Origin of the sequence: Amycolatopsis sp. NPDC098790 (genome assembly GCF_044759945.1) — a bacterium.
Taxonomy (GTDB): Bacteria; Actinomycetota; Actinomycetes; order Mycobacteriales; family Pseudonocardiaceae; genus Amycolatopsis.
The window spans coordinates 35523-57600 of the sequence record NZ_JBIWAI010000014.1; the positions used below are offsets into that span (position 1 = coordinate 35523).

Below are 22078 nucleotides of genomic sequence, written 5' to 3' on the forward strand. Positions count from 1 at the left end.
CGCGCGCGCGAGCGAAGCACGTCCGGGTGACGCGGCTTCAGCCGAGCCAGGTCATCGTGACCGTCGTGCCGTCGTCGCGGTGCACCTGCGCGCTCTGGTCGGCGAGGCTGTCGATGAGCAGCAGGCCGCGGCCGCGCAGCCCGTTCGTCGCGACCGGGGCGCGCCAGGCGCCGTAGTCGGTGACCGTCACCGTCAGCCGGCCGTTGAGCGCTTCGGCCCGGACGTCGACCGGGCCCGCGTCGCCGTTGCGGTAGGCGTGCTCGGCGGAGTTGGCCATCGCCTCGTAGCCGGCCAGGACGACGTCCTCGCGGCGTTCTTCGCTCAGGCTGAGCGTGCCCAGCCAGTCCGCCAGCGCTTCGCGCAGCTCGGGCAGCCGGTCGGCCTCCGCGGCGATCCGCCGGTGGAACGACGCCGGGGGCGCGGGCGCGCCCGGGGGGAGGGGGTCCGTCATGCTGGGTCCTCTCCGCGGTGGCGCACGTGGATCAGGGCGATGTCGTCGTCGTGCCTGCCGAGGGTCAGCTCGGTGACGAGCTTGTCCCACGCCGTGCCGAGGTCGGCCGCGGCGAGCAGGGCGGGGATGCCGGCCAGGAGCCACTCCACCCCGAGGGTGAGGTCGCGCGTGCGGCTTTCGACCAGGCCGTCGGTGTAGAGCACCAGGTCCGCGCCGGGCGGGAACCCGGTGCTGCGCTGGGGGAACTCCGAACCGACGCCGAGCGGCTGGGCGAGCGCTTCGCCGATCTGCTCCGGGCCGGCGTCCGGGCGGACCAGGATCGCCGGCAGGTGGCCGGCGTTGGCGAAGGTCAGCGTGCCGTCGTCCGGGCGGTGGACCGCGTAGAAGCACGTGACGAAGCTTTCGCCGAACAGCCCGCCGGTCAGCTCGGAGACGTTGCGCAGGACTTCCGACGGGGGCAGCTCGAGCAGGGCGTAGCACCGGATGGCCGTGCGGACCTGGGCCATCACGGTCGCGGCCGTGACGCCGTGGCCGACGACGTCGCCGATGACGAACGCGGTCGCGCCGGACGGGAGCGCGATGACGTCGAACCAGTCGCCGCCGATCTTGCTGCCGGTCGCCGCGGGCAGGTACCGGGTGACGACGTCGAGGCCGGCGATCGGCGGCGCGACCGGCAGCATGCTGCGCGTCAGCTCCGAGGCGAGGTTCCGTTCGCGCTCGTACAGGCGGGCGTTGTCCAGCGCGATGGCCGAGTAGGCGGCGATGCCCTCGGCGAGGTACTCGTGCCGCGCGGTGAACCGGCCGGGCTCGGAGTGGCCGAAGAAGAACCCGCCCAGCACGTCCTCGCTGGTCGGGCTGATCACCGACACGGCGAGGTAGCTGCACACGGGCAGGTGCCCCGCCGGCATCCCGTGGTACGGCGCGTTCCGCCCGAACCGCGGGTCCTTCGTGATGTCCGCGCTGCGCACGGTGCCCGCGCCGTCGAAGGTCGGCGCGAAGACGTCGGTGTTGCGGGGCATGGGAAAGCGCTCGAACGCCTCTCGCGGCACACCCGAGATCGTGTACAGCGTGTAGGACTCGCCGAGCTCGTCGACCAGGTTGTAGAAGAAGGCGCCGAACTGGGCGCCCGTCGCCTTCGTGGCGGCGTCGGTCGCGTCCTGCACGATCCGGCCGAGGTCCAGCTGCGCGGTCAGCTCGCGGCCGGTGGAGTGCAGCGCGTCGAGCACCGCCGCTTCGCCGCGCAGCTGCCGCACGGTGGCCGCCAGGTGCGCGGTCGCGGCTTCCACCGCGGCCACCACGGCCGAGGGCACACCGGCGACCTCGTCAGTGGTGTAGACCAGTGCCCCCTGCTCGTCGCCGGCGACGGCGATCGCGGCGGTGATCGCGCGGCCGGGCACCAGCTCCGCGAGCAGCGCGGGATCGGACACGGCCACCGCGACCCGGTCGTCGAGCACCGCGCGCGCCTCGGCCGGGTCGAGGGGCCGGACTTCGGTGGGCACCGGGGCACCGGAGGCGTCGACGAAGGCCCGGCGCAGGGCGCCGAGCAGTCCGTCGAACTCCGGGGTGGTCATGCGGCGGCCAGTGCCTCGGTCAGCGACGGGTAGATGGCCAGCTCGTCGGTCAGCCGGGTGAGCTCCAGCGGGCGCAGCGTGATCCGGCCGGTGGCCACCACCCGCAGCGGCGCGGACGCCGTCCGCCCGCGGTGCGCCCGCACGAGCTCGGCCATGCCCGCCGAGGCCAGGAAGGTGACGCCGGTCAGGTCGATGACGAGGACCGCGGGCTCCAGGCGCGCGGCGCGCTCGGCCAGCTGCCGGAGCTTCGGTGCCAGTGCGAGGTCGAGTGCGCCGTCGACGCGCAGCACGACGGTGCCGTTCTGGTGGTCCAACGCCACCGCGCCCGCTGAGCTGGCGGCGTCCCCGAGTGTGTTCCCGGTCGCGTCCGATTCGGCCATGCCGCCCATCCTGCCTGGTCGTGAGCGGCCCGCAAAACCGAAGGGGGTGCTGACACGGCGGCGGGCGCCGGGGACAGGCATGATTGATCCCGGTTGAGCAAACAGCCTTCGTGATCAAGCGCGCCCGCCGGCAGATTCGGGGGGCGCTGCCGAAGGCGAGGAGAAAAACACGATGACGGAGCACATCCACAGTGAGGGCTCGGCCACCGCTGTGCCATTCGGCGAATTCCGGATCGCCCGAACGGAGCAGGGCGACGCGGTCGTCGTCGAGGTGGCCGGAGACGTGGACACCACCACCGCGCCCGCCCTCGTGCAGGCCGCGGAAGAGGTGCTGGCGGCGGCCCCGCCGCTGCTGGTCGTCGACCTGACCCGGGTGGAATTCCTCGCCTCACCCGGGCTGACGGCGTTGCTGACCATCCACCGCGACGCCGGCCCCGGCACCGCGGTGCGGATCGTCGCGTCCGGCCGGGCGACCCTGCGCCCGATCCAGCTGACCGGGCTGGAGGACAGCCTCTCGCTGTTCCCGACCCGCGAAGCGGCGCTGACCGCGTCCTGAGGTCGGTCCCGGCCGGGGTCAGCCGCCGGCCGGGGCAGCCAGGCGCCGGATGGCCAGCAGGGCGACGTCGTCCTGGGCCGCCTGGTTGCCGATCATCGCGGCCATCAGCTGCGCGCAGACCCGTTCGGGGTCGCCGGTGCGCAGCGCCTCCGTCAGCTGCCGCATCCCCACGTCCACCGGCCGGTCCCGGCGCTCCACCAAGCCGTCGGTGTAGAACGTGAGCACGCTTTCCAGTGGCAGGTCGATGACCGTCGTGCGCCGCTGGGGCTCGCCGATGGTCAGCCCGATCGGGGGATCCGGCGGTACGTCCACCAGCCGGCCCGGTTCGCCGGGCAGGGCCAGCGCGGGCGGCAGGTGCCCGGCGAGCGAGAGGGCGAGGGTCTCGCGGCCCGGTTCGACGATCCCGTAGGCGACGGTGGCCATCGCGCCGTGCTCGAAGTGGTTGGCCTTGCGGTCGAGCTTGGCGAGCACCTCGTCGGGGCTCTCGCAGTCGAGGGCGTAGGCGCGCAGGGCGCTGCGCAGCCGTCCCATGATCACGGCGGCCTCCAGCCCGTGGCCGGAGACGTCGCCCATCACGACGCCGAGCCGGTCGCCGGGCAGGACGAACAGGTCGTACCAGTCGCCGCCGAGCCCGGTTTCCGCACCGGGCACGTACCGCGCCCCGAAGGCCAGGCCGGGCACGTCCGGCAGGCTGCTGGGCAGCAGGCTGCGCTGCAGCGCCATGGTGGCGGTGCGGTTCTCTTCGAGTGCTTCGACCTGGATCGCCATGGCGAGGCGGTCGGCGAGCAGCTGCATCGTCGCGACTTCGGCCTCGGTGAACGCCCGCGGCGCGACGGACCCGACGTGCAGCACGCCGACCAGCTCGGGCCCGGCGAGCATCGGCACGCCGAGCATCGCGCGCAGCCCCCGTTCCCACAGCAGGGAGTTCACGACGGTCGTCTCGTCGACGTGGTCGAGCACGACCGGCTGCCGCTCGAGCGCGACCCGGCCGGCGAACCCGCTGCCGACCGGCACCCGGACGCCCTGGTGGACCTCCTCTTCGATACCCGCCGCGGCGAACGCCACCAGCTGGCGGCCGCTGGGCTGGTACCGCAGCACGGTCGCGGTGTCGACCTCCATGACCTCGCGCAGGCGCTGCAGGGTCTCGGCGAGCAACTCGGCCAGCCCCAGGTGTTCGGCGGGTACGCCGATGATCTTCTCCAGCTGCTGCAGCCGGTCGTGGGCGCCGAGACTCCGGGACATGCGAAGACCCTAGCCGGAACTCCTTTGCGCGCCTAACCATCCCGGGTTTCGACGGCGGGTCCCCGCGGGTAACCACCCGCTCGTGAGCGTCGACTTGGACTGGGTGGCCGTGCTGCGCCACGGACAGAGCACCGGGAACGTGGCCCGTGAGGAAGCGGAGTCCGCGGGGGCGGATGTGATCGACATCGCCGAGCGCGACGCCGACGTGCCGCTGACCGACCTCGGCCGCGAGCAGGCGAAGGCGGCGGGGGAGTTCTTCGCCGAGCGCCCGCCGGACCTCGTGGTCACCTCGACCTACCGCCGCGCCTGGGACACCGCGCTGCTGGCCACGCCGGACGGCGTCCCGGTCGTCCCGGACGAACGGCTGCGCGACCGCGAGCTCGGGGTGCTCGACCTGCTGACCTCGCACGGCGTCGAGGAGCAGTGGCCCGACGAGCTGCGCCGCAAGCGGCGGCTGGGCAAGTTCTACTACCGGCCGCCGGGCGGGGAGTCCTGGGCGGACGTCGTGCTGCGGCTGCGGTCCCTCATGCGCGAGCTGAGCGCGGACCACGGCGGCAAGCGCGTGCTGCTGGCCGCGCACGAGATGACCGTCTTCGCGCTGCGTTACCTGCTCGAAGGCCTGCCGGAGCCCGACCTGCTGCGCGCGGCGAACGCCACCGAGGTCCCGAACGGGTCGGTGACGGCCTGGGAGCGCGACCGCGACGGCGGGTTCACCATGGTGCTGGCCCAGGAGGTCGGCCACCTGCACGCCACCGACACCCCGCCCACGGCGGACGACGATGCCGCCGAACAGCTCTCCTGACCCGGTGCCGATCAGCCCTGCCCTGTTGCGGGACGGGCGGATCGGCACCGAGGACCGCGGCACCGTGCTCGTGCTCGGCGGCGCCCGCACGGTGCCGGGCGCGCCGGCGCTGTCCGGGACGGCCGCCCTGCGCGCCGGGGCCGGCACGCTGCAGCTCGCGGTGAGCGAACGGCACGCGGGCGCGCTCGGCGTTTCGGTGCCCGAGTCGTCGGTGTTCGGGCTGCCCGAAACGGAGTCCGGCGCGATCGGCGGGGACGCCGTCGACCGGCTGGCCGACGTGCTGCCGGGCGCCGGCACGGTCGTGGTCGGCCCCGGGCTCACCGGCGTCGAAGAGACCGAAGACCTGTTGCGGCGCTTGGTGCCCGCCATCGCGCCGGACGCCCGCGTGGTGCTCGACGCCTTCGCGCTCGGCGCGCTGAGCCGGGCTCCGGAGCTGGCGAAGCCGTTGTCCGGCCGGCTCGTGCTGACGCCGAACCGGACCGAAGCCGCCTTCCTCGACGGCTGCGCCGAAGAAGACGTCGACGACCTCGAAACCGCGGTCCGGATCGCCGAGCGCTACGAAGGGGTCGTGCTGCTCTTCGGCGTGGTCGCCGAGCCGGGCGGCCGGACCTGGCGGGACGGCAGCGGCCACATCGGACTGGCGACCTCCGGCAGCGGCGACGTCCTGGCCGGCCTGACCGGCGGGTTCCTCGCCCGCGGCGCGGACCTCGGCCAGGCCGCCTGCTGGGCGACGCACGTCCACGCCGTGGCGGGCCAGCGGCTGATCCCGGACACCGGCCGCACGGGGTTGCTCGCGCGCGAGCTGGTGGCCGAGATCCCGCGGGTGATCGCCGAGCTGGAGCGCTGAGCCGGCAACCCGGGCCGCGGCGATGCGGTGAACGACCCGTTCACCTCGTCGGACGCCATGAACGACTCGTTCATGGCGTCCGGCCGGCCGGCACCGGACGCGCGACACTAGCGCTGGGCGGTGGGCCGCACGACGACCTCGTTGACGTCGACGCCGTCCGGCTGCCCGATCGCGTAGGAGACCGCCCCGGCGATGGTGTCCGGCGGCAGCGTCACCGCGCGGTAGGTCCGCATCGCTTCCCGCGCACCGGGTTCGGTGATGGAGTCGGCCAGTTCGGACTCGACGACGCCCGGCGAGACGGTCGTCACGCGGATGCCCGGTCCGGCTTCGAGGCGCAGCCCTTCGGTGATCGCGCGGGCGGCGTACTTCGTGCCGCAGTAGACCGCGGCCGTCGGCACGACCTCGTGCGCGCCGGTCGAGGCGATCGTCACGAAGTGCCCGGACCCCTGCCGCCCGAAGTGCGGCAGCGCGGCCGCGATCCCGTGCAGCAGGCCGCGGACGTTGACGTCGATCATCCGGTCCCACTCCTCGACGTGCAGGGAGTCCAACCGCGACAACGGCATCACGCCGGCGTTGGCGACGAACACGTCGAGCCGGCCGTGCGCTTCGACGGCGGCGTCGGCGAAGGCGGCGACCTCCGCGCGGTCGGTGACGTCGAGGCGGTGCACGTCGGCGGTGCCGCCGGCGTCGTGGATCTCCTTCGCCAGCGCGGTCAGCCGGTCCTCCCGGCGGGCGCCGAGCACGACGTGGTGGCCTTCGCGGGCCAGGCGCAGCGCGGTGGCGTGGCCGATGCCGCTGCTGGCGCCGGTGATGAGGACGATCTTGCTCACGGGGTTCCTTCCGGGAAGTCGGCGCCGAGGGTGGTCTCGCGCCAGGTGTCGAAGCCGGCCCGCAGGGTGTCGAGCCGGGCGGTGGCGATGGTGTAGGCGGCCTTGCCGAGCAGCAGCCGCAGCGGCGGCTCTTCGGCGTCGACAGCAGTGAGGATCGCCTCGGCCGCGCGGACCGGGTCGCCGGGCTGCCGGCCGTAGGTGGCGGTGGTCGCCGTGCGGCGCGCGCCGGCCGTCCCGGCGTAGTCGTCGATGCGGATCGCCGACTGCCGCATCGACGGCCCGGACCAGTTGGTGCGGAACGCGGCGGGCTCCACGATGGTGACCTTGATGCCGAGCGGGGCCACTTCCGCTTGCAGCGACTCGGAAAGCCCTTCCACGGCGAACTTCGTCGCGTGGTAGTAGCCGGTGGCCCCGAAGGCGGCGAGCCCGCCGAGCGAGGACACGTTCACGACGTGCCCGCTCCGCCGGGCGCGCATGCCCGGCAGCACCGCCTTCGTGACGTCGGCGAGGCCGAACACGTTGGCGTCGAACAGCCTGCGGACCTCGTCGTCCTCGCCTTCCTCGACCGCGGCGAGGTAGCCGTAGCCGGCGTTGTTGACCAGGACGTCGATCCCGCCGAACGCGCTTTCGGCTTTTGCGACCGCATCGACGACCTGCGCGTGGTCGGTGACGTCGAGCGGCAGGGCCAGCGCGCGGTCATCGTGGTCCGCGACGAGGTCGGCGACGCTCGCCGGGTCGCGGGCCGTGACGACGGCACGCAAACCGCGGTCGAGCACGGCTTCGGCCAGTGCCCGGCCGAGGCCGGTGGAGCAGCCGGTGATGAACCAGTTTTCGGGCATGACGAAGTACTCCGTCCATCGTGGAAATGGAAAGGGCTCAGGAAGCGGCGAGGCTGCCGAGCAGGGCGAGCGCGGCTTCCGACGAACTGCCGGGCTCGGCCTGGTAGACGACGAGCTGCTGGCCGGGCGCGCTGTTGACGGTCAGCGCCTCGTAGCTGAGCGTCAGCTCGCCGACCTGCGGGTGGTGGAACCGCTTGGTTTCGTGCGTTTTCTGCCGGATGTCGTGGCGGGCCCACAGCCGGCGGAAGTCGGCGCTCTTGACCGACAGCTCGCCGACCGTCTCGATGAGCCGCGGGTCGTCCGGGTCGAGCCCGGCGGCCACCCGCAGGCCGCCGACGGTGTTGACCGCGACGCGCTCCCAGTCCGGGTAGAACCGGCGCGCGTCCGGGTCGAGGAACACCAGCCGGACGAGGTCACCGCTGTGGGTGTGCCCGGCGAACAGCGCCTCGCCCAGCGCGTTGTGCGCGAGCACTTCGAGGCACCGGCCGAGCACCAGCGCGGGTGTGTCCGGCCAGCCGTCCATCAGGCGCAGGAGGTTCGGGCTGACCTGCTCCCGGCGCCGCGGGCGGCGGCGTTTCGGAGCGGGCCGGGCCAGCCGGTGCAGGTGGGCGGTGGCGTCCTCGTCGAGGGCCAGCCCGTGCGCCAGCGCGTCCAGGACCTGCGGCGACGGGTTGCGCTCGCGGCCCTGTTCGAGCCGGACGTAGTAGTCGGTGCTGACCCCGGCGAGCACCGCGACCTCCTCGCGGCGCAGGCCCGCCACCCGGCGCGACCCGCCCGCGGGCAGCCCGAGGTCCTCGGGTCCCACCTGTTCGCGGCGGGCCCGGAGGAACTCTCCGAGCTGGTTCTCGCTGGGCATGATCCGAGGCTAACGCCGATCAGCGGCACCTGGGTGGCCGCGGCGCACCCACCCTCACGCTCCCGTGAGCCGGATCGGCGCCTCGTCGTGGTCCGCCCGCAGCAGCGTCGCCGTGGCTTCGCGGCCGTCGACGTCCAGCGTCATCACGGCGTTGCCGAAGTGCGGCCCCGACACGCAGCTCCAGGTCAGCGGCGCGGGCGGGACGCCGACGCGGCGCGCCAGCCCCTCGCTCAGCCGGGTCAGCCCGCGCGCCCAGCCGGCCCGGAACAGCCGGTTCATGTACCAGGGCACGGTGTTGTGCACCGGCGAGCAGGTCAGCTGGTGCACCGGCGCCCCCGGGAGGTCGGCGCGGGCGACGTACGCGTGGTGGACGTCGCCCGAGAGCACGCTCACCGACGCCGGGCCGTCGTCGGCGACCCGGGCGATCAGCCGGGTCAGGCGGTCGAACGACTCGCGGAACGCCGGCCAGTGCTCGAGGTCGGCGAGCTGCCGGAACCACTCGGACACCCGCCCGACCAGCCCCGGCCGCGCGCAGAGCCGCTCGTTGACCGACTGGGCGGCCGAGAGCGCGGTCGGCATCAGCCACGGCAGCGACGTGCCGATCAGCAGGTGGCCGTACTCGCCCTCGGTCTGCTCCTCGATCCAGCGGAACTCCTCGTCGCCGACCATCGAGCGTTCGCCGCCGCCGAGGATCCGCCCGGCGCGCGAGTCGATGACCAGCAGCCGGACCGGGCCGAAGTCGCGCCGGTAGGACCACCGGGTGCCCTTGGCGCCGTCGGCCTCGCGGTCGGCCCGGTCGGCGAACTCGCGCAGCAGGTCCGCGTTGTCGATCCCGGACTTCGTCACCTGCTGGAACAGGTCGTCTTCGGCCAGCTCGTGCGGGCCCAGGTTGCCGAGGTGCTGGTAGACCCAGTACGACACGAGCGCCCCGCGGATCCGCTCCGGCCACCACGACTCGCGGGCCATCTGCTCGCGCCACGCCTGCGAGGTGTTCCAGTCGTCGCGGACGTCGTGGTCGTCGAAGATCATCGACGTCGGCACGGTGGACAGCAGCCAGCGCACCGACGGCTCGCACCAAGCCTCGAAGTACAGGTGGCAGTACTCCTCGAAGTCGGCGACCTCCTTGCCCGGTGGCACCTTCGGGTCGCGGCGGGTGGCGAGCCACTCCTGCGTCGCGTCGGTGGTTTCGTCGGCGTAGACCTGATCCCCCAGCAGGAGCAGCGACTCCGGCCATTCGGCCTCGTCGAGCCCGGCCATCCGGTGGGCGTAGGCCGCGAGCGCGTCCGGGCCGAGCGCGTCCTGCTCCCGCGGCTTGCGGCACGACCCGAACACCAGCCGGAACCGCGGGTCGCCCGGGGCCAGCGTCCGGATCCGGCTGGGCGGCAGGTCGCCGTCCGGCTCGGGCCAGACGAGCTCGCCGTCGAGCCGGACCTCGTAGGGCGTGCTGCGTCCGGGTTCCAGGCCTTCGAGCACGACCAGCGCGTAGTGGTGCCCGGACACCTCGAACGTCCGCGCTCGCGCTTCGGCGACGCGGACTTCGCACGGCCGGTCCGTCTCGACCCAGATCGTCGCCGAGGTGGCGTCGACGTGTCTCAGGAGGGGGCCCAGGAGCAGCTCGGTCATGCCCCGGATCCTCGCAGCAGTAACGCAAGCCGGCAGTTCGGGGAGTCCGAAACTTTCCGAAAATCGTTGACCGGTCCCGGGTGGCGAACCAACGATCGTCGCAGCTGCGCCCTGCTCCCCGGAAAGGAACCGTCGAGTGCGAAGACTCTTCAGCGCCCTCCTCGCCGCCGTGCTGTCGATCGCCGCCGCGATCGTGCTGGTGATCACGGCGCAGCCCGCGTCCGCGGCCACGCTGACCCGCGTGACCGGTTTCGGCACCAACCCCAGCAACCTCAACATGTACGCCTACGTCCCGGACCGCGTCGCCGCCCGGCCGGCGCTGCTGGTCGCCATCCACTACTGCACCGGCTCGGCCTCGGCGGTGTTCAACGGCTACGCGCGCGACTACGTCACCGCGGCCGACCAGTACGGGTACGTCATCGTGTTCCCGGAGGCCACGCGCAGCGGGCAGTGCTTCGACGTCTCCTCGCCGCAGGCCCTCACGCGCGGCGGCGGCAGCGACCCGGTCGGCATCCTGTCGATGGTCGACTACGCCAAGCAGCACTACAACGTCGACCCCGCCCGCGTGTTCGTCACCGGGTTCTCCTCCGGCGCGATGATGACGAACGTCCTGGCCGCGGAGTACCCGGACGTCTTCGCCGCCGGCTCGGCGTTCATGGGCGTGCCCGCCGGCTGCTTCGCCACCACCGACGGGTCGAGCTGGAACAGCCAGTGCTCGGGCGGCCAGCTGATCAAGACCGCCCAGCAGTGGGGCGACCAGGCCCGGCAGATGAGCGGCGGGCGCAGCGGCCCGTACCCGCGGATGCAGCTGTGGCACGGCACTGCCGACGACACCCTGCGCTACCCGAACTTCGGGGAAGAGATCAAGCAGTGGACGAACTTGCGCGGGGTGAGCCAGACGCCGTCGTCGAGCGACTCGCCGCAGTCCGGCTGGACGCGCACCCGCTACGGCGGCACCGGCGCGCAGGCGCCGGTCGAGGGGATCAGCGTCCAGGGCGCCGGGCACTCGCTGCCGCAGAACGGGATGGTGGCGTACGCGATCGCGTTCCTCGGCCTGAACAGCGGGGGTTCGACCACCACGACGACGTCGCCGACGCCGTCGGCCGGCACCACGCTGGGCAGCGCGGCGAGCGGGACCGGACGGTACTTCGGCACCGCCGTCTCGGCGGGCAAGCTCTCGGACAGCGTCTACACCGGGATCCTGAGCCGCGAGTTCTCCATGGTCACGCCCGAGAACGAGATGAAGATCGACGCGACCGAGCCGTCGCAGAACCAGTTCTCCTACGGCAACGCCGACCGGATCGTCGCCCAGGCGACGAGCCAGGGCGCCCGGATGCGCGGGCACACCCTGGCCTGGCACTCGCAGCAGCCCGGCTGGATGCAGAGCATGGAGGGCTCGGCGCTGCGCTCGGCGATGCTGAACCACGTCACGCAGGTCGCGACCCACTACCGCGGCAAGATCTACGCCTGGGACGTCGTCAACGAGGCGTTCGCCGACGGCAGCTCGGGTGCCCGGCGTGATTCGAACCTGCAGCGCACCGGCAACGACTGGATCGAAGCGGCGTTCCGCGCCGCGCGGGCGGCCGACGCGAGCGCGAAGCTCTGCTACAACGACTACAACACCGACGACTGGAGCCAGGCGAAGACCCAGGCCGTCTACCGGATGGTCCAGGACTTCAAGGCCCGCGGCGTGCCGATCGACTGCGTCGGCTTCCAGTCGCACTTCAACCCCAACAGCCCGGTGCCGTCGAACTACCGGACGACGCTGCAGAACTTCGCCGACCTCGGCGTGGACGTGCAGATCACCGAGCTGGACATCGAAGGGTCGGGCACGGCCCAGGCGAACAACTACCGGACCGTGACCCAGGCCTGCCTGGCGGTCGCGCGCTGCACCGGCATCACCGTGTGGGGCATCCGCGACACGGACTCGTGGCGGGCCTCGGCCACGCCGCTGCTGTTCGACGGCAACGGCCAGAAGAAGGCGGCCTACACCGCCGTGCTCGACGCGCTGAACGGCGGTACGACTCCGCCGCCGACCACCACGCCGACCACGCCCACCACCACCCCGACCACCCCGGCTCCTGGTGGCTGCACGGGCACCTACGCCAAGACGGCGGAGTGGAACGTCGGCTTCAACGGCCAGGTGACGGTGACCGGGTCGAACAGCTGGGTCCTCACGATCACCTTCCACGCACCGCAGAAGGTCATCGGCAGCTGGAACTACACCGGGACCTGGGACAGCACCGGGTACGTGCTGACCGCGCGGCCCAACGGCAGCGGCAACGTCATCGGGTTCACCGTCGAGCACGGCGGGAACCTGACGGCGCCCGCCGTGACCTGCTCGGCGGGCTAGAACAGCCGGCCGACCTCGTCCGCGGGCGGTTCCTCGAGGCTCAGGAGGAACCGCTTGCGGGTGAGGCCGCCGGCGTACCCGGTCAGGCCGCCGCTGGTGCCGACCACGCGGTGGCACGGCACGATGACGCTGATCGGGTTCCAGCCGTTGGCGTTCCCGATGGCCTGCGCGGCGCCGGGGTCGCCCAGCTCGGCGGCCAGCTGCCCGTACGTGCGGGTTTCGCCGTACGGGATCTTCGTCAGCAGCGCCCAGACCTGCTTCTCGAACGCCGAGCCGCGCGGCGCGAGTTCGAGGTCGAACTCGCGCCGCGTGCCCGCGAAGTACTCGCCCAGCTGGGCCCGCGCGGCTTCGAAGGCGTCGTCGTCCCGCGTCCCGAGGTCGGTGAGGCGGGGTGTCCGCAGGTGGCCGTCGAAGTAGAGCCCGGCCAGCGCCTCGCCGTCGCCGACCAGGGTCAGCGGTCCGATCGGTGACGCGATGACGGCGTGCTTCATGGCGCCAGCCTACGGGTCAGCCCACGCTCGTCTTCACCGAGAGCGAGTCGATGCTCATTTCGGCGCCGGGCGTGATGTCCGCACCGGGGGAGGTGCAGCCGCAGACCTTGTTCGGGTAGGAGCCGCCGATCGCGACGTCGAAGATGACGAAGAAGCCGTGGTCGACGGCGGCCTTCCAGGTCGCGTCCGACACCTGGTTCTGCTTGACCGAGAACGTTTGGGTGCCGTCCAGGGAGAAGCGCAGTTCCTCGGCGGCGGCGTCGCGGCGGTCCACGACGACGGAGTAGGTGTGGTAGCCGTCCTGGCAGCCGGGGCAGTCCTGCAGGTCGCTGGTGATGCCGTCCGGGTCGTGGCACTCGCCCTGCCACTGTCCACAGTGGAAGGTGGTGGAGTGCTTGCTCAGCGCGTTGACGTCTTCCATGATGTCCAGCTCGCCGATGCTCGGCCAGTTCGTCGCGCCGACCGGGCGGGCGTCGGCGCCCATCGCCCAGAACGCCGGCCAGTAGCCGAGGCCGTGTTCGGGGGAGGGCTGCTTGAGCGTCGCGCTGATCTCCAGCTGGCCGCCTTCGGGAGCGGCGAAGTCGGTGCGCTGCGTTTCGATCCGGCCGGACGTCCATTGGCCGGATCCGTCGCGCAGCGGCTTGATCGCCAGGTGGCCCTGGCCGTCGTGGTAGACGTTGTCCGTCGAGTTCGTGGCGGTCTCGATTTCGCCGGTGCCCCAGTTCGCCGCGCCGCCGGGGTAGCCGGTTCCGGTGTCGTAGAGCCAGTCCTGGGTGTTCAGGCCGGTGCCGGCGGCGCCGTCGAAGTCGTCCTGGAAGACGGTGGTCCAGCCCGCTTCGGCGTGGGCCGGGGCGGCGGTGAGGGCGATGGACAACGTGGCCACGAGGGCGGCCAGCCGCTTGGTGGTGCGCATGGGTTCTCGCTTCCTTGGGGGAATCCGGTCGTCCACGACCTGCGAGGCCGTCCACTGTCATCGGTTCACCGCGCCCGCGTCAAGGGGTGTGCCCGGAAGTACCCGGCACGCGGTACCCGTGGGCAGTCCCGGGTTCGTCCCGTTTGGAATTCGTGACCGCTGGGCAACGCGCGGGCCGGGTTTGGCGGTGGTCTGGACCTCCTTTCGAAGGGTTGCCAGGTAACGAAATACTGGTCATAGTTTGTTGGCGTCCACAACGAATCCTGCGAACCGCCCTCGGAAGTCCACTATGGACTCCGCCGTCCCCTCATCGTGGAGGACACCATGATCTCCCGTCGCTCGTTCCTCGGCCTCACGGCGGCCACGCTCGCCACGGCGGTACCCCTCGCGCGGGCCGCGTCCGCCGCGACGCCGGACACGTTCGGCCTCAAGCTGGTGAACAACTCCGGCTCCGCAACCGTGTACGCGTACGTGACCGGCACGACCCCGGACGGCAGGCTCGTGCTGCTGCGCGCCGACGGAACGCCGTACTACCCGGCGTCGCCGTCGGCCCCGACGACGCCGCTGCCGGAGGACTGCGCCATCCCGATCGCGTCGGGAGCGCAGGTGTCGGTGCCCAAGATGGGTGGCGCGCGCATCTACGTCGTCACGGACGCGAAGCTGGACTTCTTCCTCGACCCGGGGCCCAACCTGGTGCACCCGAGCTTCCTGAACTCCGGCGACCCGAACTACGGGAAGAACTGGTCGTTCAGCGAGTTCACGTTCAACGACACGCAACTGTTCGCGAACATCAGCTACGTCGACTTCGTGGGCATCCCGATGGGCCTGTCGCTGACGTCCGGCTCCGGCACGTCGACGGTCAACGGGCTGCCGGCGGGCGCGCTGGACCAGATCGCGTCTTCGCTGTCTTCTTTGGGCGGTGAGTGGGCGAACCTGGTGCAGACGGGCGGTGGCGGGAACCTGCGCGTGCTGTCACCGCACCACCACGCGGCGCAGTTCGGCGGGTACCTCGACGGCTACATCGACCAGGTGTGGCAGAAGTACGCGGGCACGGACCTGGTCGTGGACTCGCAGAACCCGGGTCTGGGCAAGTTCACCGGCCGCGTTTCGGGCGACCAGCTGGTGTTCGGCGCGGAGTCGTTCGCCAAGCCGTCGACGGCGGACGTGTGGAGCTGCGACAGCGGCCCGTTCGCACTGGCGGCGGGAGCGAGCGACGCACGCAAGGCGATCGTCCCCCGCCTGGCGGCGGCGCTGAACCGCACGACGTTGCTGGACAACCCGAACCAGCCGACGGACGAGGACCCTTCTCGCTTCTACGGAGGCGACGCGACGAACCACTACGCGCGGATCGTCCACTCGAAACTGCCGGACAACCGGGGGTATGCGTTCCCGTACGACGACGTGAGCCCAGGCCCCGACTTCAGCGGCGCGGTGTTCGCGGGCGACCCCCAGGTCCTGACGATCACGATCAACGCGGCCCACACCTAGAGGCAGTGCGAAAACTGTCGGTGGTGACGGCTAGCCTCATGGGCATGAACAAGGACGACGCGACGGTCCCGGCGGACCAGCTCACGAAGGGCCAGTGGTTCTGGCACGAGCCGGCGCCGGGCCTGCCCGCGTGGCAGCTGCAGGTGACCTCGGCTGAGTTGCTGGGGGATTCCGTCGAGATCTTCACGACGGACGAGGAGAGGGAGTTGGTGTCGTACCCGCGGGGGCGGTTGGTGCGGCTGGCCGAGGCGGCTTGAGGGTTGTGAGGTAGGGCACTTTGGCCGGGGGCTTGGGGGCTAGGGGCCGGGGGCGGGCCGGGGTCAGGGGTGAGAATGAGCCGGGTTGCAAAGCCCGCGCCGCTGGCAATCTCTGCGCGCGAAGCCCGGCCCGCGAAGCGGGTCCGGGCTTCGAACGCAAGCTGTGCCGGGCAAATCTTTGCCGGTGCCAGGGGCCGAGGGGCGGGCCGGGGTCAGGGGTGAGAATGAGCCGGGTTGCAAGCCTGCGCCGCTGGCAATCTCTGCGCGCGAAGGCCCGGCCCGCGAAGCGGGTCCGCGGGCCTGGCGTGAGCCAGGCTGTGCGAGCGAACTCACACCTGTCTGCAGCTCGCTCGCGCATGCCGCTTTCCCGCGCGAGCCGATTTGCGAGGCCGTGCAATCCGCGAGCCTTTCCGTCTGCGGTCTCGACCCGGCCCGCAATGCCGCCTCTCGCGCGCGAAGCCCGGCCCGCGAAGCGGGTCCGCGGGCCTGGCGTGAGCCAGGCTGTGCGAGCGAACTCACACCTGTCTGCAGCTCGCTCGCGCATGCCGCTTTCCCGCGCGAGCCGATTTGCGAGGCCGTGCAATCCGCGAGCCTTTCCGTCTGCGGTCTCAACCCGGTCCGTAATCCCGCCTCTCGCGCGCGAAGCCCGGTCCGCGAAGCGGGTCCGGGCTTCGAACGCAAGCTGTGCCGGGCAAATCTCTGCCGGTGCCACCTCGGCGCGGTCTCTCCGCGCCGGCCAATTCGCGCCAGCTGGTCCGCGCCAGCCTTCCGTGCGCGGATTCTCGCGCCTCTCCCCAGTGCTTCCAGCCTCGGCGGGATCTCCCCGTCGATCAGGCCGGGTTCTTGTGCCTCAGTGCGGCCGGGCGCCACGTCATGTGGATCGTTGTTCCTTGATCTCCCGACTCGATGTCGGACTGGTCCGTCACCTTGTCGATCAGCACCAGGCCTCGGCCGCCCGAGGTTCGCAGCCCCGGTTGGTGGGGGCGTGTTGCCGGGATTCCGCAGCCGGTGTCCGTCACCGTCACCGTTACCGCGTCGCCCTTGCGTGCTGCCTCCAGGCGGGCCCAGCCGTTGCCGTCCGGGTACGCGTGGGCCGCTACGTTTGCCAGCGCCTCGTACGTTGCCAGCGTGATGTCGTGCGTGCTGCCCGGGTCCAGTGGCAGCTCGGCCAGCCAGTGGGTCAGCTTGCGGCGCAGGCCCGCCATCTCGTTGGGCAGGGCGGGCGCCAGTTCTTCGAACGTCGAGGTGACCACGGCGCCGGCGCTCGGGCGCGCCGGGGACGTGGTCCCGGTTTGGTCGCCGTCGGTGCTCTCGCCCGTATCGACGCCAGGTTCCGGGGTATGTCGATACACGATCCACTCCCATCGTCAGCCGCGGGTTCCCCCGTTCTCGGGCTTCTCCTTCAGACCTACCCACCGCGACGGGGTCTTACCCGTTGTGCTTTCCGTGACGTCGCGCTAACGTGAAGGTGCTCCTCACGGATGCCGGCCGCTCGGCCGCCCGGAGGACGCTTCTCGGATCCAGGCTCATCAGCCTTCTTCCTCCGTACCCGGCTCCGCCGTCCGCGCGGGCCGGCCACCTCATCAGGAGACACCCATGTCCTTTCACGGAATCCTTGACACGTCAGGAAAAACCCCGTTTGTCCGCACCGGCTACCGGCCGGCTCCGGACGACGTCGCACTGCCGCTTTCCCTCGTCCGCAAGCACAAGCTGCGCCCGGGCGACGAAATCACCGGTACCGCCGAGGAAATCACCAGCGTCAACGGTGCCGATCCGGCGGAACCGCGCCCGCACTTCACCGACCTGGTCCCGGTGCACCCGGACGAGCGGCTGCTGCTCGAAACCACCCCGACACGCCTGCTGCCGCGCGTCATCGACCTCGTCACACCCCTCGGCAAAGGCCAGCGGGCGCTGGTCGTTTCCCCGCCCAAGGCCGGGAAGACGACCGTGCTGCGTGACATCGGTCACGGCATCTCGGTCAACCACCCCGAATGCCGGCTGATGGTGCTGCTCGCCGATGAGCGCCCGGAGGAGGTCACCGAGCTGCGCCGGACCGTGCGCGGCGAGGTGATCGCGTCCACTTTCGACCGGCCGCCCGCGGAACACGTCGCGGTGGCGGAACTCGCCGTCGAGCGCGCGAAACGCCTGGTGGAGCGCGGCGAAGACGTCGTGCTGCTCCTCGACTCGCTGACCCGCCTCGGCCGCGCGTACAACCTTTCGGCCCGCCCGTCGGGACGCACGCTGTCCGGCGGCGTCGACGCGGCCGCGTTGCAGCCGATGAAACGCATCCTCGGCGCCGCCCGCAACCTCGAAGGCGGCGGCTCGCTCACGATCGTCGCCTCGGCGCTGGTGGAGACCGGTTCGCTGGCCGACACGGTGTTCTTCGAGGAGCTGAAGAGCACAGGCAACGCGGAACTCAAGCTCGACCGCAAGGCGGCGGAGCGCCGCACCTTCCCGGCGGTCGACATCCCGGGTTCCGGCACCCGCCGCGAAGAACTCCTCGTCACCCCGGGCGAACTGGCCGCGATGCGCGACGTCCGCCACGCACTGCAGGGCCCGCACGCGATCGAGCAGCTGCTCGACCAGCTCCGCAAGACCGGCTCCAACGCCGAGTTCCTCCTCCGCGTGACGGGCGCAGCCCTGCCCGCCGCGGCTTGAGTCAGCGACGTTCCCGGAGCTCGCCGATCACCTTCTGCCCGACACCACGGGCTTCTTCGACGCTGTCGGGCGGATCGCCTTCACCGGGCTCGTAAAGGTTGTCGTCCGGCCGGTCGGGATCCGGAGTGCCCGGCCGCGCGATCTCGGGTTGTTCGTTCGGTTGCGACATCGTCCGCCGATCACATCAACGAGGTGGCTGGTAGGGAGTGGCGCGCGGGTAGGACGGCCGTTCGGGCCCGCGGTTCAGCGTGGCGACGAGAAAGCCGAGCCCCACAACGACAACGACGAGCGGCGCGGCCCCCGGCGAGACGGCCCACCAGGCCAGCCCACCGGCGCCGACCACCCAGGTCGCGACGAAGGTGCGCTTCGCGGTGAGCGGATAGGGCTTCCGCAGCTCGCGAACGGCGGTCGCGCCGAGCACGAGGAGTCCGGCCAAGGCCGCGAGCAGGACGGTCAGGTACACGGGACGCCTCCTTCGGGGAGTCGGGCATCTGGGGATCGGTTACCCGGGCCAGAAGGGGACATGCCGTGGCGCGAAGCACAAAACCACGACGCTCGACAGCCGGCTCCGCCATCGGCCTGGCCTCCGGCTCTGCCCGGCCGACTCGCCCTCCGGCTCCGCCGCCCGGCGCCCGGCCGACTCGCCTCCGGCTTCGCCCGGCCGACTCGCCGCCGGCCCGGCCTTCGGCCCGCCCCTCAGCCCGGCCTCCGGCTCCGCCCGGCCGACTCGCCTCCGGCTGGCCCGCGCCCGTCAGCTACCCCGCCCAGTGGCCTGCTGCAGCTCATCGATCCGCGCCGAAGCCTCGGCCTTCGTCAACCCCTCCGGCACTTCCTCCCCGGCCTCCTGCGCCAACGTCTGCAGGTACGACTTCTGCGGCCCGGTCATCGGCTCGTCACCGGTCGTCCAGTCGCTCGGGTCCTTCTCCGGGTTCGGTTCCACCTGATCGGTCACGACATCCTCCAATCGAACATCTGTTCGCCTGGGTCCGACTGTAGCGCAGGGGTACGACAACCGCCGGTCACGAGCCGGCGGGTGGGGTCGATGGCGCGCCTGCCTCGTGGCCCGGCCTGCCGTGGGTGCGGCGGTCGTCCTTCATCTGCTGTTCGTGCAGGTGGCGGCGGCCGTTCGTCAACGACTCGAGCAGCGACCGCTCGAGGTCCCGGCACGCCTTGTAGTAGCCGTCGTCGTACTCCTCGACGACCTGGAACGTCCACCGATCGGGTAACACGTTGAGCCCGATCAGCTCCTCGTTGATCCGCCGCGCCCAGTCCGCGTGGCCGGCCTTCTCGAGCTTCTCGACCGCTTCGCCGAGGGCCAGGTCCGCGCTTCCGGTCAGCTGGTGGAACGAGTAGAGGTGCCCGCGCGCCCGCTCGATCGTCTCGAGCGCCTCGGTGACCTTGCCGACGGCCTCGACCGTCGCGGCGTCGTAGTTGTCGACCATGCGCGGAAGGTGCCCCGTTCCGCGATTTCTACACCTCGCGGAACGGGGCACGCTGTCACGCCGTGGGCCGGGTCGCGCCCGCGTACTCCTTCAGCAGCGGCGAGATCTTGACGACGTCGCCGCTGGTCGGGGCGTGCACCATCTTGCCGTCGCCGATGTACATCCCGATGTGGGACACGGGGGAGTAGTACGCGACCAGGTCGCCCGGCTGCAGCTGGTCGCGCGGCACCGACGTACCGAAGCCCGCCTGCGCCGACGACGTGCGCGGCAGCGTGATCCCGGCCTGCTTGTAGGCCCACTGCATCAGGCCCGAGCAGTCGAACGTGCTCGGCCCGGTGGCGCCGTAGACGTAGGCGCTGCCGAGCTTGCTCAGCGCCGCGTCGACCGCCTTCTGCGCGGCCGGGGTGGCCGCCTTGACGGTCGGCGCCTTGCCGCCGGTGTCCTTCTGGGCGGTCTTGTCGGCGGTGCTGAGCGTCTTGCTCTGGGCCTCGATCTGGTCGATCTGGGCCTGGAGGTTCTTCTTCTTGCCTTCGATGTCCGACGCGAGCTTGGCCGCGGCGTCCCGGGCGTCGGTCGCCCGCTTCGCCGCGTCCGTCGCCGCCTTCTCGGCGGCGGTGGCCTTGTCGGCCGCGCCGCTGAGGTTGTCCATCGCGGCGTTCTTGTCGGTCGCGATGACCTCGAGGGCCGCCGAGCGGTCCAGGAAGTCCTGCGTCGACGTGCCGGCCAGCAGCGCCGACAGCTTGTTCATCTGGACGCCGCTGGTGAACGACGCGCCGGCGAACTGGTCGACCTGCGTCTGGTACTTCTTCTTCGCCTCGATGGCGGAGGCACCGGCGTCCTTGGCGGCGGTGACGTCGGCGTTGGCCTTGTCGAGCTGGCCCTGCTTGGCGGTCAGGTCGTCCTGGGCCTTGAGCAGGTCCTCGTTGAGCTTCTCGGCCTGCGCCGAGAGGTCGCGGTACTTGGCCAGGGCGTCGGACCCGGTGGGCGGGGCCTGGAGGACGGGGACGGGGGCGGCGGTGGCCGTCGGCTGGGCCATGGTGACGACAGTGATCACCGAGGCCGCGGCGAGGGCACCTGACACCACGCGCTTGACGGGATGCGAACGCATTCTCGCGCGGGTCTCCTTTGCTGATCGGCCGCCGCCGGGTACCGGGGCGAGTCGGGGGCCTCGCCCGTGTCCGCGCGTGCTCGACCGCAACAGGAAGAGCACGCGGCGGGGTCCGGTACCCGTCAGGGGGTATCGGCGGCGATCTCGCGTCGCCGTCTCATCGACGACCGGGGGCCGCGAGATCTCGAACAGGTTACGAAACGAGCACGGGAACGTCCAGGGCTGGCCCATGACAACTCTGCGTGACGGCAAGAAACACGTCTGGACCAGGATGAACCGGATCGGTTGTGGCTGGGATTACACGTTGTGACGCCGACCCGAATGCCGCTTTTGTACGGCACTTGTATCGCCGGGCGTGATCCTCGTGGCCGTACCGATGCCGACCAGTGGAGGACAGGAATGCTCACGAAGGCCGCCGTGCTGACGGCACTCACCGCCGCGGCGTTCGCCGTGGCCGCACCGGCTCAGGCCGAGCCGGCGGCCACGACGGCGCTGCCCACGGCGAACATGGAGGCCGTGCTGAAGGCGGCCCAGATCGACCCGCGCCGCGCCGACGACACGCAGACGCCGGGCGCGCACGACAGCGTCCTGCTCGTCGAGCAGGCGCTGCAGGCGAAGGGCCTGCTGGCGAGCACCTACGTCGACGGCTACTTCGGCACCACGACGATCACCGCGTACTCGCAGTACCAGAAGTCGCTGGGCTACACCGGGATCGACGCTTCCGGGCTGCCGGGCAAGACGTCCCTGGAGAAGCTGGGCGAGGGCCGGTACACGGTGACGAGCCCGGTTTCGGCGGGCAGCCACGTGACCTACCACGGCGTCACGCTCAACACGCGCACGAAGGCGATGCTCGTGGCCGCGGAGGGGATCTTCGGTTCGTCGGTCAGCTTGACCCAGGGTTCGTACAACCCTGGCGGCGTCGACGCTTCGGCCGGCACGCACGACGGCGGCGGCGCGATGGACATCTCGGTGTCCAGCCTGTCGTCGACGAGCCGGACGAACCTGCTCAAGGCGTTGCGCAAGGTCGGGTTCGCCGCCTGGCTGCGCACGCCGGCGCAGGGTTTCGCCTACCACATCCACGCGATGGCCGTCTCCGACCCGGACCTCTCGTCGGGGGCCCAGCACCAGACCGGTGACTACTACCTGGGCATGAACGGCCTCGCCGGCCGCGGCGCGGACGACGGTCCTTCGGTCACCAAGGTGACGTGGGAGGAGTACCAGCGCGGCTGACGCCGGAAGCCGGGGCGGGGGGGGGGGGGGGCCCCCCCCCCCCCCCCCGCGGTTTATTTTGATAAAAAAAAAAAAAATGTTATTTTTGGGAGCGATAAACAAGTGGTGCCTGTGGGTGGGGGGGGGGGGTGAGGCGGGAGG

24 protein-coding genes are annotated in these 22078 nt (G+C 71.6%); 8 read left to right on the forward strand and 16 right to left on the reverse strand.

The features are described from left to right. Nucleotides 1-37: 37 nt before the first annotated feature. From ACIQWX_RS50365 to ACIQWX_RS50375, 3 genes are read right to left on the reverse strand one after another with little or no spacing between them, the layout of a single operon-like run. Nucleotides 38-451: an ATP-binding protein gene (locus ACIQWX_RS50365; protein WP_400887399.1), complete on the reverse strand. Its 414-nt coding sequence runs from the start codon at nt 449-451 to the stop codon at nt 38-40. After that, nucleotides 448-2022 (reverse strand): PP2C family protein-serine/threonine phosphatase, encoded by a 1575-nt coding sequence (locus ACIQWX_RS50370; RefSeq protein WP_400887401.1) that lies wholly within the window; start codon nt 2020-2022, stop codon nt 448-450. The genes ACIQWX_RS50365 and ACIQWX_RS50370 overlap by 4 nt, the downstream gene beginning before the upstream one ends. Further along, complete coding sequence (locus tag ACIQWX_RS50375) at nt 2019-2402, reverse strand: STAS domain-containing protein (RefSeq protein ID WP_400887403.1); 384 nt, start codon at nt 2400-2402, stop codon at nt 2019-2021. Before ACIQWX_RS50375 ends, ACIQWX_RS50370 begins: the two co-directional genes overlap by 4 nt. Nucleotides 2403-2574: 172 nt before the next feature. Here ACIQWX_RS50375 and ACIQWX_RS50380 point away from each other — a divergent pair, with 172 nt between their 5' ends. After that, nucleotides 2575-2958: an STAS domain-containing protein gene (locus tag ACIQWX_RS50380; RefSeq protein WP_400887405.1), complete on the forward strand. Its 384-nt coding sequence runs from the start codon at nt 2575-2577 to the stop codon at nt 2956-2958. A gap of 18 nt (nt 2959-2976) precedes the next feature. Here the strand turns inward: ACIQWX_RS50380 and ACIQWX_RS50385 are convergent, their stop codons facing one another. After that, on the reverse strand, nt 2977-4200 hold the full coding sequence (locus ACIQWX_RS50385; protein ID WP_400887407.1) for a PP2C family protein-serine/threonine phosphatase: 1224 nt from the start codon (nt 4198-4200) through the stop codon (nt 2977-2979). 82 nt (nt 4201-4282) lie between these two features. On the opposite strand from ACIQWX_RS50385, the gene ACIQWX_RS50390 reads away from it, so the two are divergent. Both ACIQWX_RS50390 and ACIQWX_RS50395 read left to right on the forward strand, forming a co-directional pair. Then, a complete protein-coding gene (locus tag ACIQWX_RS50390) occupies nt 4283-5002 on the forward strand; it encodes a histidine phosphatase family protein (RefSeq protein WP_400887409.1) in 720 nt (239 codons plus the stop codon). A gap of 4 nt (nt 5003-5006) precedes the next feature. Beyond that, complete coding sequence (locus tag ACIQWX_RS50395; RefSeq protein WP_400887411.1) at nt 5007-5849, forward strand: NAD(P)H-hydrate dehydratase; 843 nt, start codon at nt 5007-5009, stop codon at nt 5847-5849. 107 nt (nt 5850-5956) lie between these two features. On the opposite strand, the gene ACIQWX_RS50400 is transcribed toward ACIQWX_RS50395, so the two are convergent. From ACIQWX_RS50400 to ACIQWX_RS50415, 4 genes are read right to left on the reverse strand one after another with little or no spacing between them, the layout of a single operon-like run. Further along, the gene (locus tag ACIQWX_RS50400; protein ID WP_400887413.1) at nt 5957-6679 is read right to left on the reverse strand and encodes an SDR family oxidoreductase; all 723 of its coding nucleotides are present in this window, start codon (nt 6677-6679) and stop codon (nt 5957-5959) included. Further along, nucleotides 6676-7518: an oxidoreductase gene (locus ACIQWX_RS50405; protein ID WP_400887415.1), complete on the reverse strand. Its 843-nt coding sequence runs from the start codon at nt 7516-7518 to the stop codon at nt 6676-6678. The genes ACIQWX_RS50400 and ACIQWX_RS50405 overlap by 4 nt, the downstream gene beginning before the upstream one ends. A gap of 37 nt (nt 7519-7555) precedes the next feature. After that, entirely contained in the window at nt 7556-8374 is an 819-nt protein-coding gene (locus ACIQWX_RS50410; protein WP_400887418.1) for a helix-turn-helix transcriptional regulator, read from the reverse strand. Nucleotides 8375-8428: 54 nt separating this feature from the next. Then, entirely contained in the window at nt 8429-9997 is a 1569-nt protein-coding gene (locus ACIQWX_RS50415; RefSeq protein WP_400887419.1) for an alkaline phosphatase D family protein, read from the reverse strand. 136 nt (nt 9998-10133) lie between these two features. Between ACIQWX_RS50415 and ACIQWX_RS50420 the strand changes: the two genes are divergently transcribed. Continuing rightward, nucleotides 10134-12350, forward strand: a complete 2217-nt coding sequence (locus tag ACIQWX_RS50420; protein ID WP_400887420.1) for a PHB depolymerase family esterase — start codon at nt 10134-10136, stop codon at nt 12348-12350. Here ACIQWX_RS50420 and ACIQWX_RS50425 read toward each other — a convergent pair. Then, nucleotides 12347-12841, reverse strand: coding sequence for a methylated-DNA--[protein]-cysteine S-methyltransferase (locus tag ACIQWX_RS50425; protein WP_400887422.1), 495 nt, complete (start codon nt 12839-12841; stop codon nt 12347-12349). The two genes, ACIQWX_RS50420 and ACIQWX_RS50425, sit on opposite strands and share 4 nt — an antisense overlap. A gap of 16 nt (nt 12842-12857) precedes the next feature. Continuing rightward, entirely contained in the window at nt 12858-13754 is an 897-nt protein-coding gene (locus ACIQWX_RS50430; RefSeq protein WP_400887423.1) for a glycoside hydrolase family 16 protein, read from the reverse strand. Between the two features lie 324 nt (nt 13755-14078). Between ACIQWX_RS50430 and ACIQWX_RS50435 the strand changes: the two genes are divergently transcribed. Beyond that, complete coding sequence (locus ACIQWX_RS50435; protein WP_400887426.1) at nt 14079-15242, forward strand: glycoside hydrolase family 64 protein; 1164 nt, start codon at nt 14079-14081, stop codon at nt 15240-15242. A 44-nt stretch (nt 15243-15286) separates the two neighbouring features. Further along, nucleotides 15287-15499 carry a hypothetical protein gene (locus tag ACIQWX_RS50440; RefSeq protein ID WP_400887428.1) on the forward strand — a complete coding sequence of 71 codons (213 nt, stop codon included), beginning with the start codon at nt 15287-15289 and terminating at the stop codon, nt 15497-15499. Nucleotides 15500-16329: 830 nt separating this feature from the next. Here ACIQWX_RS50440 and ACIQWX_RS50445 read toward each other — a convergent pair. After that, a complete protein-coding gene (locus tag ACIQWX_RS50445; RefSeq protein WP_400887430.1) occupies nt 16330-16851 on the reverse strand; it encodes an ATP-binding protein in 522 nt (173 codons plus the stop codon). 244 nt (nt 16852-17095) lie between these two features. Here ACIQWX_RS50445 and rho point away from each other — a divergent pair, with 244 nt between their 5' ends. Next, complete coding sequence (gene rho, locus ACIQWX_RS50450; RefSeq protein WP_400887431.1) at nt 17096-18157, forward strand: transcription termination factor Rho; 1062 nt, start codon at nt 17096-17098, stop codon at nt 18155-18157. 1 nt (nt 18158) lies between these two features. Here rho and ACIQWX_RS50455 read toward each other — a convergent pair whose 3' ends face one another. From ACIQWX_RS50455 to ACIQWX_RS50475, 5 genes are all read right to left on the reverse strand, one after another. Continuing rightward, the gene (locus ACIQWX_RS50455) at nt 18159-18326 is read right to left on the reverse strand and encodes a hypothetical protein (protein WP_400887433.1); all 168 of its coding nucleotides are present in this window, start codon (nt 18324-18326) and stop codon (nt 18159-18161) included. 15 nt (nt 18327-18341) lie between these two features. After that, on the reverse strand, nt 18342-18620 hold the full coding sequence (locus ACIQWX_RS50460) for a hypothetical protein (protein ID WP_400887436.1): 279 nt from the start codon (nt 18618-18620) through the stop codon (nt 18342-18344). Nucleotides 18621-18908: 288 nt separating this feature from the next. Then, a complete protein-coding gene (locus tag ACIQWX_RS50465; protein WP_364367318.1) occupies nt 18909-19109 on the reverse strand; it encodes a DUF3072 domain-containing protein in 201 nt (66 codons plus the stop codon). A gap of 67 nt (nt 19110-19176) precedes the next feature. Continuing rightward, entirely contained in the window at nt 19177-19599 is a 423-nt protein-coding gene (locus ACIQWX_RS50470) for a hypothetical protein (RefSeq protein ID WP_400887439.1), read from the reverse strand. 55 nt (nt 19600-19654) lie between these two features. Further along, nucleotides 19655-20707 carry a C40 family peptidase gene (locus tag ACIQWX_RS50475; RefSeq protein WP_400887441.1) on the reverse strand — a complete coding sequence of 351 codons (1053 nt, stop codon included), beginning with the start codon at nt 20705-20707 and terminating at the stop codon, nt 19655-19657. A 399-nt stretch (nt 20708-21106) separates the two neighbouring features. On the opposite strand from ACIQWX_RS50475, the gene ACIQWX_RS50480 reads away from it, so the two are divergent. Beyond that, nucleotides 21107-21937, forward strand: coding sequence for a peptidoglycan-binding protein (locus tag ACIQWX_RS50480; protein WP_400887444.1), 831 nt, complete (start codon nt 21107-21109; stop codon nt 21935-21937). The last annotated feature ends 141 nt before the right edge of the window (nt 21938-22078 follow it).